We start from the raw sequence: 13,206 nt of genomic DNA, 5'->3' as shown, positions 1-13,206 counted from the left end.
CCCCTAGACCCGACGTGACTCTATGTGCTGATTTCGCTGCTCTATGAGATCAAAGATTCACGCACCACAGTGCCGACTTAGACAGAAACATGAATCTCACTCCCTTCGGCGCGAAGAACCCGCTGGTAGAAGCGGTCAACGGCCGCGTCGACGCTGCGCACGAAGCCCGCCTCCTCGGTCCCGCGCTTGGTGCCCATGCCGGTCGGCAGCGTCAGCCGGAACGAGGCGATCCCCGCCCCGTCCGCCGGGACGAGCAGGCCGGGCTCGCTGTGCAGGTTCTTCAGCAGCTCGCACGGCCCCGCGTCCCGCCCCTCCCCGAGCGCCTCGATCCGCAGTTCCGGTGGCGCCTCCGTCAGCTGCCGCAGCAGCCATTGCACGCGGGTGAGCGCGCGGGCCCGCTCGGCCGACGGGATCTGCGCCGAGGTCTCGATCTGCCCCGTCCGCAGGTCGGCCTCGATGCGGACGGGCCCGCCCGCCGTCGGCATCCGGACCTGCGCCGCCATCCGTCCCGTCTCGATCAGCGACGCCACGGTGTCGGCGCGGCGAGCCGCCGCGTCCCCGCCCCGCCCCCTGCGCCTGACCGGTGCGACGGTCTGGCCGGTCTCGCCGCTCAGCCGCAGGCACAACTGCCGGACGAGCTTCTCCCAGTTCTCGGCGACCCGGGCGACATGCCGGTCGCCGGGCCGCAGCGTCCCCGCCTTGATCGCGTTCCGCAGCGGCACCCACGACGCGCCCATGTCCTGGAATCCCTGGCAGCCGGAGTTGTCGTGACGCAGATAGTGCAGCAGTTCGCCGAGCATCCACGTGTGGACGGGATTGGCGAGCCCGTGGTGGTGGCAGAGCATGTGCGCCTCGTGGACGACCTCGGCCCACGACAGGTGCCGCAGGGCGACCTTCTTCAGCCGCCGCTTGTCGACCGTGAGGGGATGCTCGCCGTCCAGCGCCAGGTCGTTCGACAGCGTGATCACGGCCTCGTAACCGTTCCGCGACGCCACCTCCAGGTACGCCTCGACCTGGTCGGCCTTGAGCGGGCTGCCGCCGGTCTTGGTCTCCACGAGCGCCGTCCAGATCCGCCCGGCGCGGGCGACGCGGATCACCCCGTCCGGCCGGACCTTCGTCTCCCCCTGCTCTTCGCGGCCGGCCGAACCCGGTCGGCCTCCCGTCTTGAACGAGGTCTCCACGAAGGTCTGGACGGTCCCGGCCGGTGCGTTGAAACGGGCGGTGAGTCGCCGTCCGAACTCGGGGACCTGCGCCATGACGGCCAGCAGCGTCGAGGTCGCGCGCGCCTCCCGCTCGTGGTCGTTGCGCAGCCCCGCCACAGGGAACAGCCGGGCGCCCTGCCAGGACGGATGGTCGGCGAGATCGGTCTTCGGCGCCTTCGGCAGCGTGCTGCGCCGCTTCGCGGTGCGCACCCGCGCGGGCCGTTTCGGCGCGGGCCCCGCCGGGCTCTCTTCGGCGACCGGGACGTCCAGAGGTGCCGTGCCGGCGTCCTCCTCGCCGGAGTCGTCGACGTTGATGCCGAAGTCGGTGGCCAGACCGGCGAGTCCGGACTCGTATCCCTGGCCGACGGCCCGGAACTTCCAGCCCCCGCCGCGCCGGTACAGCTCACCGAAGACGAATGCGGTCTCCGGGCCGGCGTCGCAGATGTCGAAGCCGAGCAGTGCCGCGCCGGAGCCGTCGTAGAGCGTGAGGCCGAGGTCGTCGAGCTCGCCGAACGTCGCGTCCGCGTCCCGGCTGGCCGTCAGCACGACCCGTTCGACGTCGGCGGACAGCACGGCGAGATCGAGGACGATGCGGTCCTCGCCGCCCCCGCCGGTCGGTGACTTGCCGAGCAGTTGGACCGAGCCGTCGTCGGTGGCGGACTGGTTGTAGAAGACGAAGTCCGCGTCGCCCCGGACCTTGCCGGACGGGCCGAGGAGCAGCGCCGCCACGTCGGCCTCGCCCGTCCCGGACGGGTCGGACCAGCGGAGCGCCACGGTGACCGGGCCCGGCGCCTCGGTCAGTTTCGCCAGTTCCGCATTGGCCCCTTTGAGCATCTGCTGCACGTGCCACTCCCCGCGTCGAGCGTTCACTGGAGGCCGCCGCGGTCGTGACCACGGCTGGGAGCGGCCTGGGCGGCAGGCTTTCACGTTCCGTGGTCGGCCGGTTCGCTATCGCGAATCTGGCCCGGTCCGGCCAGGGTCAGGGCGGGGGCGGCGGCGAGGGCGGTGAAGGCGAGGGACCACCAGAAGGTGTGCGCGTACGCGGTGGACGGCGCGGCGCCGCCGGCCAGCTGGCGCTGGAGGACGACGGCGAGGACGGCTGCGCCGAAGGAGCCGCCGATCTGCACGATGATCCGGGTGGCGCTGCTGGCGTGCGGGATCTCGGCCGGGCCGAGCCCCTGGTAGGCGGCGGTCATGACGGCGAGGGTGACGCCGCCGAGCCCGGCCCCGCGGACGACCAGGGACGCGCCGAGGAGCCATTCGCCGGCGTCCGGCCCCGCCACGGCGAAGGGGAGGGTGCCGAGGACGGTCAGGACGAGGCAGGCCAGCACGACGGGGCGGGGGCCGAGGCGGTCGGTGAGGGCGCCGAGGCGGGTGCGGACGAGCAGGCTCCCGAGGCCCTGCGGCGCGAGCAGGAGACCGGCCTCGACCACGCCGTGGCCGCGAACCTGCTGGTAGTAGAGCGGGAGCAGCAGCATCGCGCCGAACAGGGACAGTCCCGACAGGAACAGCAAGGCCGCGGACGCGGCGAACGTGCGCTTGCGGAACAGGCGCAGGTCGATGGCGGGTTCGGACGGCGTGCGCAGCGCGTGGACGGTGAACGCGGCGAGCAGCAGGGCCCCGGCGGCGAGGGGGACGAGCACGGAGGGGCACCCGAATCCGCCGTTCACCTGCGAGAGCCCGTAGATGAGCGCGGCGAGCGCGGGCGACAGGAGCAGCATTCCGGTGATGTCGGGCTTTGTGCCGCCGCGCGGCGGGGTGTCGGGGAGGCCGCGCCAGGCGAGGGCCAGGGCGGCCAGGCACAGCGGCACGTTGACGTAGAAGATCCACCGCCAGCTGGCGTTGCCCGCGATGAGGCCGCCGATGACGGGGCCGAGGATCGGCCCGACCAGCGCGGGCATGCTGATCGCGGCCATCAGCCGGCCGATCTGCCGGCCTCCGGCCGCGCGCATCAGCAAGGTCTGCATGACCGGCATCATCAGCCCGCCGCCGACGCCCTGCACGACGCGGAAGGCGATCAGCGAGGCCACGTTCCAGGCGAGCCCGCACAGGACCGAGCCGAGCAGGAACAGGCCGAGGGAGGACAGCCACATCCGGCGGGCACCGAATCGCCCTTCGGCCCAGCCGGTCAGCGGGATCGCCATGCCGAGGGCGAGCAGGTAGGCGGTGATCACCCATTGGATCGTGGCGACGGGGGCGTGGAGGTCGTGGCCGAGCCGGGCGATCGCGACGTTGACGATCGTGCTGTCGAGCAGCGGGGCGATGGCGCCGGCGACGAGGATCCCGGCGAGCTTGAGCAGGGCGGGGTCGAGCGGTTCGGGCGCGGCGGTGCGGGTGCCGGTGGTCATGCGGACCTCCCTTAAGAGACGAACCGTCTCTAACGACCGGGAGTGTAGGCTGACTCGAACAAGAGACGCAAGGTCTCTTATGGGAGGAGGGGCCGTGACCGGGGAGGCGAAGGCGCGGCGGCGCGGGGCCGCGCTGGAGGCGGCGATCCTGGACGCGGCCTGGGACGAGCTCGACGCGTCCGGCTACGCGGGGCTGACGATCGAGAACGTCGCGGCGCGCGCGCGGACCGGCAAGCAGGTCATCTACCGGCGCTGGCAGAACCGCGCCGACCTCGCGCTGGCCGCGATGCGGCACCGGTACACCTCGATCGCGGACGACGTGCCCGACACGGGGAGCCTGCGCGGCGACGTCCTGGCCGTCCTGCGGCACATGGCGCGGCGCTTCCGGGAGTTCGGCTCGGACCTGGTCCACGGCCTGATGGCGGAGGCCCACGAGCTGGATCCGGAGACGTTCGAGGTGATCCCGGACGCGATGGCGATCATCCTGGGCCGCGCAGCCGAGCGGGGCGAGGTCTCGGCGGAGGCGGTGACGCCGCGGATCGCCAGGATGCCGGCCGACCTCGTCCGGCACGAGATGCTCCTCACCGACCGTCCGGTGCCCGACGGGGTGCTGGTGGAGATCGTGGACGAGATGTTCCTCCCGCTGGTCCGGGCACGGGGCCGGGACCAGCGGGAGAAACGGGCGGCTACAGGGGCGTCCCGTTGACGGTGATCGCGACGTCGATGTTGCCGCGCGTCGCACTGGAGTACGGGCACGACCGGTGCGCCGCGCGTGCCAGTTCGGCCGCCTGAGGGCCGTCGAGCGAGGGCAGTTCGACGGCGAGTTCGACGCCCAGCTTGAAGGGGCCGCCTCCGGACGGGATGAGCATCGCCTTCGCGTCGATCACGGCGTCGTCCGCCGCGAGGCCCTTGCGCCGCCCGAGCACGCTGAGCGTGGAGCCGAAGCAGGAGGCGTAGCCGAGGGCGAAGAGCTGCTCGGGGTTGACGCCCTCGCCGTCGCCGCCCATCTCCTTGGGCATCCGCAGGGTGAGGTCGAGGCGGCCGTCGGACGTGCGGCCGTGCCCGTTCCTGCCGCCGGTCACGCGCGCCTCGGCCGTGTAGAGCGGCGCTGTCATCCGTGCTCCCTTCGATGGACTTCTTGAAACTGAATCATAGACTTCAAAAACAGGAAGTCAATGTCTAGGATCACTCCGGAACGACCACGGAGGTGACTCATGGCGGAGACACGGTTCGGCTACCTGCTGCCGACCCGCGACCAGACCGTCACGGGCGAGCACGCGCCGCGCCGGCTCGTCGAGCAGGCAAGGCTCGCCGAAACGCTCGGCTACGACTCGGTCTGGGCGGGCGACAGCCCCATCACCCGGCAGCGGGCGGACCCGCTGCTGCTCATGGCCGCCGTCGCGCAGGCCACGGAACGGGTGGCGCTCGGCACGGCGGTGCTGCTGCCCGCGCTGCGGCATCCGATCCTGCTCGCGCACCAGCTCGGCACCCTCGACCGGCTCAGCGGCGGACGGGTGATCGCCGGCATGGGCGCGGGCTTCCCGACGGACGCGACCAGGGCGCAGTTCACGGCGCTCGGCGTCGGCTTCGCGACCAGGGGCCGCCGGCTGGAGGAGTCGATCGAGGCGATGCGGCTGCTCTGGTCCGGGGAGGCCGTCTCGTTCAAGGGCGAGCACTTCGCCTTCGAGGACGTGAGCATCGCGCCGCCGCCCGCCCGGCCCGGCGGCCCGCCGATCTGGCTCGCCGGCGGCGGGCCCGCGCTGCGCCGGGTCGCCCGCATCGCGGACGGCTGGCTGCCCTATCCGCCCGACCACGGCACCTACGCGCACGAGGCGGACACGATCCGGCAGGCGGCGCAACGTCCGGTCACTTCCGCCCTGTACGCGACGTTCTGCCTGGACGACGACCCAGAGCGCGCGCGGGAGCGGCTCCGGAAGAGCATCGAGCGCTACTACAACGCGCCGTTGGAGTTCGTCGCCTCGATCCAGGCGATGTTCGCCGGCACGCCGGAGGACGCCGCCGCCTGGCTGGACCGGTACGTCGAGGCGGGCGCCCGCCACATCGTGGTCCGTTTCGCGACCGACGACCACGAAACCGCCCTCGAAGAGTTCGCCGGTCGCGTCCGTCCCCTCGTCCGCATGGAGGTTTCGTCATGACCACGTTCGTCCTCGTCGCCGGCGCCTGGCACGGCCCTTGGTCCTGGGACCGGGTAGTCCCGCTGCTGCGCGACGCCGGCGCCCGCACGCTCGCCCCCGCGCTCGGGGAGGGAGACGTCGGGCTCCACGACCACGCCGGCGAGGTCGTCGCGGCGCTGGACGGCGTCGATGACGACGACGTCGTGCTCGTCGGGCACAGCTATGCGGGACTGGTCGTCCGGGAGGCCGCCGATCAGAGGCCCGAACGCGTCCGCCATATGGTCCTCGTGGACGGCTGGGCCGGGCCCGGCGGGACGAGCCTGTACGACCTGGCGCCCAGCCCGTTCGTCCAGGCGCTTCAAGACCGCACGTCGGACGGGCGGGTCGCCGTCCCCCCGCCCGCCGCCTTCGGTATCGACGACCCGGACGACGCGGCCTGGCTGTCCGGCCGCATGCGCCCCCAGCCGGCCCGCACGTTCACCGAGCCGACCCGGCTCACCGGCGCCGTCGACCGCATCCCCGGCACGGCGATCTTCTGCCGGCCGCAGACCGTCCCGTTCGAGCAGTGCGGCAAGGCCATCGGATACCGGACGGTCCCGATCGACGGCCCGCACGACGTGATGCTTACCCGCCCGGACGTCCTGGCAAGGCTGATCCTGGAGGCGGGCGCTTAGAGTGATGCGGTGGAGCAGCGGACCTACAACCAGTACTGCGCGACGGCGCGGACCCTCGACATCATCGGCGAGCGCTGGACGCTGCTGCTGATCCGCGAGCTGCTGACCGGGCCGAAACGGTTCGGCGACCTGCAGGCGAGCCTGCGCGGCCTCGGCACCGGGCTGCTCGCGGCGCGGCTGAAGCACCTCGAACGCGAAGGGCTCGCGCACAAGGTCACGCTGCCGCCGCCCGCCCGCGCCGCCGCCTACGCGCTCACCGAGGCGGGCGAGGAGCTGGGACCGGCGGTGCTGGCGCTGGCGCGCTGGGGCATGACGTGGGCGCTCGGCGAACCGCGCGAGGGCGAGACGTTCCATCCCGGATGGGCGGTGCTCGGCCTGGAGGCCTGCTTCGTCCCGGACGCTTCGGCCGGCCTGCATTCGGTGTACGAGTTCCGCGTCGGGGACGAGATGTTCCATGCGCTCGTCGACGACGGCCAGGTCCGGATGGTGCACGGGCCGGCGCAGCGGCCCGACGCGTCCATCGCCATGAGCGAGGACGCGCTGATCGCGATGGCGGCGGGCCGGTCGTCGCTGGGCGCGGCGATCGAGGACGGAAGCGCCTCGGTGTCGGGCGACGCCGAGGCCGTCCGCAGGCTCGGCGGCCTGTTCCGCCTCCCGGTACCGAAGACCCGGAAGGTGGAACAGGCCTCCGGCTGAGCGGTCACATGGGGAGGCCGTAGCCGGTGCACGTCGGCTTGAACCCGGGAGCGTTCGCACCGAGCTGGTTAAGGACGTTCTGCATGACCGGGCTGTCGTTGAACATCCCGACATGGCCGACATAGTCGTCCGGGCACTGGTCCTGGACGAGGACGTTGGTGACACCGTCCCCCTTCAGCCACGCGTTCGTGTACGGGGTGACGACGATGTCGTTCTTGGTCTCGATGACCACGTAGCGCGGCCCGGGAACGGTGTCGCCGTCACCGAACAGGGCGTTCTGGAAGTCCGACCCGGCCTCCTGCTGGACGAGCCCGGGCGCGCCCGCCTCGGTCAGGGCCTGGTTGGCGAAGCCGAGCAGGTTCAGCGTCTTGCCCAGGTCGACGATCCCGAGGATGGTCGTGCCGTGGTTGCTGGGCGCCAGCGCGACGAACGTGCGGACCTTGGGGGCGCCGCCGAGCCGTTTGATGTAGTAGTTCGGCATCATCCCGCCCTGGGAGTGCCCGACCAGGTCGACCTGTTTCGCACCCGTCGCGGCGAGGACCTTGTCGACGAACGCGTCCAGCGTCTTCGCGGACTCCGCGATGTCGCCGAGCCCGCCGATTCGGTCGAGGGACAGCTGCGTCATGCCGTAGTTGAAGCCGAAGACGCAGTAGCCCTCGTTCGCCAGCATCGGCGACAGCACGCTCCAGTTGGTGCCGAGGTTCACGAACGTGGCATGGACGAGCACGACCGGCGTCGGGTGCTCGGGACTCGGCTTGCAGTTCCAGTCGTTGGCGCCGGAGACCGCGTCCGGGCTGTTGAAGAAGTTCACCAGCGACGTCCCAATGTCGCCGGGCGGGTACTTGTCGGCCGCCCGCGCGGGCGCCGCGACCGCGGCGGTGCCGAGCAGGGACGCCAGCGCCGCTGCGGCCAGGCCGCGCAGCGCGCGGGTGTACCTCTTCACAGGAGCCTCCCGGGGTGGACGCGGCAAGCGCCCGCTTACCGCCGCTCCCGGAATGTAGGGCCGCCACCCCCTTTTGCCAAGACCCCTTTTCGATTAGCCGTCCAGTTAGCGCCGCGACACGCGCATCGGGACGGGCCGCGCCGGCCGCAGCGTCACCTCCGCCCGCGACGGGACGGCGACGCCCGGCGCGAGATCGAGGCGGGCCTCCCGAGCGATCAGCGCGAGCACCAGCACCGCCTCCATCATCGCGAAACTCGCCCCGACGCAGATGCGCCGCCCGCCGCCGAACGGCAGGTAGGCGTGGCGGGGACGGTCCTGCTCACCGAGGAACCGCTCAGGCCGGAACCCCTCCGGATCGGGCCACAGATCCGGGTTGCGATGCAGCAGATAGGGCGAGATCACGATGGTCGAGCCCGCCGACACCTCCGCCCCCGCGACGTCGTCGTCGGCGACCGCGTCCCGCTCGATCGTCCACGCGGGCGGGTAGAGCCGCATCGACTCCGACAGGACGGCCCGCGTCCACGGCAGGCGGTCGAGGTCCTTCGCGTCCGGCAGGCCGTCGCCGAGGACCTCGTCGACCTCCGCCTCCAGCCGGTCGCGCGCCGCCGGGTAGCGCGACAGCAGGATCAGCGTCCAGGTCAGCGCGGCGGCGGTCGTCTCGTGCCCGGCGAGCAGCAGCGTCAGCACCTCGTCGCGCAGCTCCGCGTCCGACAGCGGCGCGTCGTCGTCACGCATCAGCAAATCCAGCAGGTCAGGCTCCCCGCCGGGGCCCGCCTCGCGGCGCTCATCGATCACCCGCCGCACTATCCCGTCGAGCTGCGCCCCCGCCCGCTGCGCACCCGGCACCAGCCGGAACACTCGGCGCAGCCCGGCGTCCCCCAAGAACGTAGCGCCGAGGCCGATCACGGCGCTGCGCTGCAGATCCGCCAGCGCCCGGCCGGTGGCGTCGGACTCCGCGGCGAGCTCGCTGCCGAAAAGCACGCGCCCGACGATGTCCAGGGTGATCCGGCGCATGTGCGCGGCGGCGTCCAGCATCACGCCGTCCGGCCACCGCCCGATGCCCCGCGCCGCGACCCCGGCCATCCCGGGCGCGAACGCGGTCACGTGCCGCTGCGCGAAGGCCGGCTGCACAAGCCTCCGATGCCGCCGCCACGTCTCGCCCTCGCTGGTCAGCAGCCCGTCACCGAGGAACACCCGCAGCGGCCGGTAGGTGAACGCCTTGACGTAGTTGTCCTGCTTCGCGACCAGGACATGCTCCGCGTGCTCCGGCCGCGACAGCAGGTACAGCGCCCGTCTCCGATCACGCGGCAACCGCACCGCGTCGCCGTACCGGCGGAACAGGCCACCGTAGGCGTCCATCGGATCGCGCATCATCCGCGCCCACCACCGCACCGCCTCCGCCCCCGAAGGCCCGGCCACCATGCCCATCATCGCCTCCCACACCCCAGCTCACCGCAACAACGAACGGCGCACAAGAGGCCCCCACCCCAGCACCCTGCCGCCCGACACACCCAAGTCGACGAGCACCTTCGAGGCACCACCACCGGCGCCCTCTGGCTCGCCTCCGAGCTGACCAGCAAAGCCGGCAAGATCCACCGCATGGTCGGGGCGGCCCCCGCCGCCCAAGCCGCAAGGGCCGCCCAACGAATGCTTCGCTCTCCCGCTAACTCACCTGGTATGGCCCCGGTTCCGTCTCCACGCCGCGACGGCCGCCACCCCCACCACGGCCAGCCCGACCTGGAACACCAACTCGATCCAGTCGATCCCCGACGTCGTGGCGACCCCTGCCTTCTGCGCGATCGCGGTCCCCACGATCGCCGCCACGATCCCGATCAGCACGGTCAGCACGATGCCGATCGGCTGCCGTCCCGGCAGCAGCAGCCGCCCCAGCGCCCCGATGATCGCCCCGATGACGATCGCGGTGATGATCCCGGTGATGTTCACGTGCCCTCCCTCAGAGTGCTGCACCCGATGTGCCCACTCCCCACCGCAAATCACCCCGGGCCGAACATCACCTGCTCACGCCCGCCTCCCTGCCCCCATCCGACGCTGCGCACCGCACCCGAAACCCCCGCGCGAACCCCCCACGCGGTCGACTACGATGCGGGACGAGCCCGCCGGCGTAGCTCAATTGGCAGAGCATCTGTCTTGTAAACAGAAGGTTAGGGGTTCAAGTCCCCTCGCCGGCTCCCAGCTCAGAGGCCCCCTCCGATGCCGGAGAGGGCCTCATTGCTAACAGGTACAGCAGCGAAGTACAGCTACGCCGACGTCCCTTCACTGTCGTCGTTGCCGGCCTCCAGGTGTTCCCCCAGCCGCTTGAGTGCCGCCCTGGTCTGCTCGGTCGGAACCTCGGTGTAGATCTCCATGGTCAGGCTGATCTTGCTGTGCCGGAGAATCTGCATCGCCACTCGGGGATGGACGTCCAGCGCGGCCAAGAGCTTCCCGCACGTGTGCCGAGTGTCATGGACCCGGATGAGCTTGACGCCGGCAGCGGCACAGCGCGACTCGAAGGCCCGGTTGACGTTGCGCGGCTCGATCGGTCGGCCCGTCCTGGTCGTAAAGACGAGATCGCTTCCGTGCCAGTCGTTGCACGCCTCCCGCTCCGCCGTCTGCTGCCCCTCACGGAGCTGCAGCGCAGCCGTGCACAGGGAGGGCAGCGGTAGAACGTCCGTGGAGCCGTCTGTCTTCGTCCGCTCCTTGTGGATCAGGCGCGAGCCGACGCGCTGTAGCTGCCAGCCGATGCTGAGTTCGTCTGCCGCGAAGTCGACATCTGCCCAGCGCAGGCCGAACACCTCGCCTTTGCGCATGCCCATGAGGAGGATCAGGACCCACGCGGCATACAACGGGTCGTTGGTCTTTCGGGTGTGCTCCAGGAACCGACGCGCCTCCTCAACCGTCCAGGTGGACGACTTGCGAGCGCGCTTCCGGGCCGCCGGCACCTTGGCCAGACTCGCCACATTCCGCGCGATGATCTCTTCCGTCATCGCGTGGTTGAGCGCGTTCCGCAGAGTGTTCCGGGCCGACGTGATCGTCCGTCGACTCGGAAAGCTCTCGCAGCACTCCCCGACCGCGCAGCAGCGCCGCCGCTTCCGAGGGTCATCGTGCTCAGCGGGCCGTTTCACGTCCTTACCTTGTGCGCAGCACTGGCAGGCACCCGGAAGCTTGTTCAGCCAGGTCTGGACGTCCCGCACAGTGAGCCGGTCGAGGCGCTTCTTACCCAGGCCAGGAACGATGTGAAGACGGCACATCAGCTCGTAGTTCGAGTAGGTATTGGGTTCCCGGTTGGGCTCGACCACATCACGCAGCCAGTACGCCAGGTACTTCTCAACGGTCGGCACCGTGGTGGCGACCGGACGTTGAGCTGCCGCGCTGAGGAGCTTGATGTACTTGTCATGGACGATGTCGCGCGTCTTGCCGTACACGTACTTCCGCTTGCGCTCCCCGGTGGGAGTGGTCACCCAGGCGTAGGCCGCATAGCCGTTCCGGTAGGGGTAGATCGAGCCCTCCCCGTTGGCTCGACTACGCCGGGCGCCTTTGCGCCTCTTTCCGTCCTCCGGCTCGTCAGGGGTGGCGATTGCGGTTCTTGGCATCAGGCAGCCTCTTCCGTGAGTTGGTCGACGTACTCGATGAGCGCGTTGACGGGGACAAGACGGCGGCGGCCGATCTTGACCGTGCGGAGCTGGTTGGAGCGGATGAGGTTGTAGAGCGTCCAGCGGCTCACACGGAGCCGTTCGGCCGCTTCGTCGACGGTCAGAACCAGGTCGGTCAACTCGTGCTCCCATACGGCGCGGTGGACGGGTCGAAGGGCGGAAGGGGCTTGCCGGTTAGGGCAGCGGTGAGGAGTGCTTCGCCGGGTGTCATGCCTTGGCCGAGGTAGCGCCAGTGGGAGACAACGAGGACCTGGTCGTCGTCGAAGGGGAGGCGTCCGGTGGTGATCTCGTGGGCGTCTTCGCGCTGGTTGTGCTCGAACCGGGCCGCCCGCAGGCGGCCGAGGGTGGTGGAGTAGCGCCGTGACTTGGTGGAGAAGTGGCCGCGGAAGCCGAGCATGTGCGCCCACTCGGCGAGGCGCAGCCCGGCGTATTCGTCGAGGGCACCCAAGCGGAGGCATTCGGCGATGAGTCGCCGGGCGTGCGCGGTTACGGGCAGGTCGGCCAGGTCGTCAGTTGCCCTGATCCGGCGGTCGAGGGTGCCGACGCATTCGGCGGCTTTGGTGGCGTACTTGGCGATGTAGCCCGCCACCGCGTTATCGGTCAGGTCCCCGGACGTGGTGATCGGCCGCACGTCGACCTGAGAGCCCCACGCGTGGGTCATGGCCGGGACGTCGCCCGCAGCCGGAGTCGACACCCGCACCGCGCCCGCTGCATGGTCGACGGCCGCCTTGAGAAGCTCATGCGTGGCCCAGGCGGGCGGGGGTGCGTCGGGGCCGCCGGGTCCATCGAGGCGGATGACGGCGTGAAAGTGCACCAGGCCGCGCCGCTGGTATTCGGCGACCTTGGCGAAGGAGACGGTGAGCACCTCGCGCAACTCGGCGACGCGCAGGCCCGCCGACCGGGCGACGTACCGCCGGAAGGCGAGGGTGAACCGCCGCCACAGCTCGGGGGCGTGTGCGTTCCACAGCACGGCGCCGGAGTAGTCGAAGCAGTCCGGGCAGATCGGTTGCCCGAGGCGAGGGTCATCGGCGGAGTGTCGGACGGTGCACGACACCGGCCGCCCATGCGGGCAGGTGCCGCCGTTGCGGCGGGGGTGGCAGGAGGCGACGGCGCCGCCGGCCCCGGTGCGGCGGGAGTGCACCGGCCCGAACGAGGGCGCGGTGAGCGTGACGAACGCCGCCGGATGCTGAGTGACGGTGTCGGGGACGCCTTTGCCGCCGACGAGTCCGGCGCGGACGAGTTGGTAGATGTCGGCGCGGTAGATCTCGGCGCAGGCCGGGCACCGCGACGCCCGCCGGGTCTTGCACGCCACCCGCAGCATCCCGCCCGGCTCACGGGCGGTCGAGTAGCGATGTAGCACGGCGCCGGTCATCGGGTCGATGTGGTCGACACCGCCGCGCAGGTGGATCGGTTGGGCACACCCGCCAGTGGTGTGGGCGCGGTGGGCCCAGGCTCGGAAGTCGGGCCGGTTGAAACGTTCGGCCATGTCGCGCGCGGCGATCTCGGAGACGTGTGGGACAGCGTGCGGCACGATGGACGGGTCTCCCTATCCGTTCAG

Annotated in this window: 13 protein-coding genes and 1 tRNA gene; 5 read left to right on the top strand and 9 right to left on the bottom strand. The window is 71.2% G+C overall.

The window, feature by feature from the left end:
* Nucleotides 1-77 precede the first annotated feature (77 nt).
* Both ABD296_RS32615 and ABD296_RS32610 read right to left on the bottom strand, forming a co-directional pair.
* Entirely contained in the window at nt 78-2,036 is a 1,959-nt protein-coding gene (locus ABD296_RS32615) for a TerD family protein (RefSeq protein ID WP_344276108.1), read from the bottom strand.
* Between the two features lie 89 nt (nt 2,037-2,125).
* Nucleotides 2,126-3,550 carry an MDR family MFS transporter gene (locus ABD296_RS32610; protein WP_344276039.1) on the bottom strand — a complete coding sequence of 475 codons (1,425 nt, stop codon included), beginning with the start codon at nt 3,548-3,550 and terminating at the stop codon, nt 2,126-2,128.
* A gap of 94 nt (nt 3,551-3,644) precedes the next feature.
* On the opposite strand from ABD296_RS32610, the gene ABD296_RS32605 reads away from it, so the two are divergent.
* Nucleotides 3,645-4,256 (top strand): TetR/AcrR family transcriptional regulator, encoded by a 612-nt coding sequence (locus ABD296_RS32605; RefSeq protein WP_344276036.1) that lies wholly within the window; start codon nt 3,645-3,647, stop codon nt 4,254-4,256.
* Here the strand turns inward: ABD296_RS32605 and ABD296_RS32600 are convergent.
* Nucleotides 4,237-4,665 carry an organic hydroperoxide resistance protein gene (locus tag ABD296_RS32600; RefSeq protein ID WP_344276033.1) on the bottom strand — a complete coding sequence of 143 codons (429 nt, stop codon included), beginning with the start codon at nt 4,663-4,665 and terminating at the stop codon, nt 4,237-4,239. The two genes, ABD296_RS32605 and ABD296_RS32600, sit on opposite strands and share 20 nt — an antisense overlap.
* A gap of 99 nt (nt 4,666-4,764) precedes the next feature.
* Here ABD296_RS32600 and ABD296_RS32595 point away from each other — a divergent pair, with 99 nt between their 5' ends.
* From ABD296_RS32595 to ABD296_RS32585, 3 genes are read left to right on the top strand one after another with little or no spacing between them, the layout of a single operon-like run.
* Nucleotides 4,765-5,706, top strand: coding sequence for an LLM class flavin-dependent oxidoreductase (locus ABD296_RS32595; protein ID WP_344276030.1), 942 nt, complete (start codon nt 4,765-4,767; stop codon nt 5,704-5,706).
* Nucleotides 5,703-6,359 carry an alpha/beta fold hydrolase gene (locus tag ABD296_RS32590; protein WP_344276027.1) on the top strand — a complete coding sequence of 219 codons (657 nt, stop codon included), beginning with the start codon at nt 5,703-5,705 and terminating at the stop codon, nt 6,357-6,359. Before ABD296_RS32595 ends, ABD296_RS32590 begins: the two co-directional genes overlap by 4 nt.
* Before the next feature lie 9 nt (nt 6,360-6,368).
* On the top strand, nt 6,369-7,055 hold the full coding sequence (locus ABD296_RS32585) for a winged helix-turn-helix transcriptional regulator (RefSeq protein ID WP_344276024.1): 687 nt from the start codon (nt 6,369-6,371) through the stop codon (nt 7,053-7,055).
* Between the two features lie 4 nt (nt 7,056-7,059).
* Here the strand turns inward: ABD296_RS32585 and ABD296_RS32580 are convergent, their stop codons facing one another.
* From ABD296_RS32580 to ABD296_RS32570, 3 genes are all read right to left on the bottom strand, one after another.
* Entirely contained in the window at nt 7,060-7,998 is a 939-nt protein-coding gene (locus tag ABD296_RS32580) for an esterase/lipase family protein (RefSeq protein ID WP_344276021.1), read from the bottom strand.
* 105 nt (nt 7,999-8,103) lie between these two features.
* Nucleotides 8,104-9,441, bottom strand: coding sequence for a cytochrome P450 (locus ABD296_RS32575; RefSeq protein WP_344276018.1), 1,338 nt, complete (start codon nt 9,439-9,441; stop codon nt 8,104-8,106).
* 225 nt (nt 9,442-9,666) lie between these two features.
* On the bottom strand, nt 9,667-9,942 hold the full coding sequence (locus ABD296_RS32570) for a GlsB/YeaQ/YmgE family stress response membrane protein (RefSeq protein WP_344276015.1): 276 nt from the start codon (nt 9,940-9,942) through the stop codon (nt 9,667-9,669).
* A 172-nt stretch (nt 9,943-10,114) separates the two neighbouring features.
* On the opposite strand from ABD296_RS32570, the gene ABD296_RS32565 reads away from it, so the two are divergent.
* A tRNA-Thr gene (locus ABD296_RS32565) sits at nt 10,115-10,187 on the top strand.
* 69 nt (nt 10,188-10,256) lie between these two features.
* Here the strand turns inward: ABD296_RS32565 and ABD296_RS32560 are convergent.
* From ABD296_RS32560 to ABD296_RS32550, 3 genes are read right to left on the bottom strand one after another with little or no spacing between them, the layout of a single operon-like run.
* Nucleotides 10,257-11,588, bottom strand: coding sequence for a site-specific integrase (locus ABD296_RS32560; RefSeq protein WP_344276012.1), 1,332 nt, complete (start codon nt 11,586-11,588; stop codon nt 10,257-10,259).
* Nucleotides 11,588-11,767, bottom strand: a complete 180-nt coding sequence (locus ABD296_RS32555) for a helix-turn-helix domain-containing protein (RefSeq protein ID WP_344276009.1) — start codon at nt 11,765-11,767, stop codon at nt 11,588-11,590. The genes ABD296_RS32560 and ABD296_RS32555 overlap by 1 nt, the downstream gene beginning before the upstream one ends.
* Nucleotides 11,764-13,179: a replication initiator gene (locus tag ABD296_RS32550; RefSeq protein ID WP_344276006.1), complete on the bottom strand. Its 1,416-nt coding sequence runs from the start codon at nt 13,177-13,179 to the stop codon at nt 11,764-11,766. The genes ABD296_RS32555 and ABD296_RS32550 overlap by 4 nt, the downstream gene beginning before the upstream one ends.
* Nucleotides 13,180-13,206 lie beyond the last annotated feature (27 nt).

This window comes from Actinomadura napierensis, from assembly GCF_039529375.1.
Lineage (GTDB): Bacteria > Actinomycetota > Actinomycetes > Streptosporangiales > Streptosporangiaceae > Spirillospora > Spirillospora napierensis.
The sequence above is the reverse complement of the archived record's forward strand: the minus strand, read 5'-3'. Positions and strand labels throughout refer to the sequence as shown.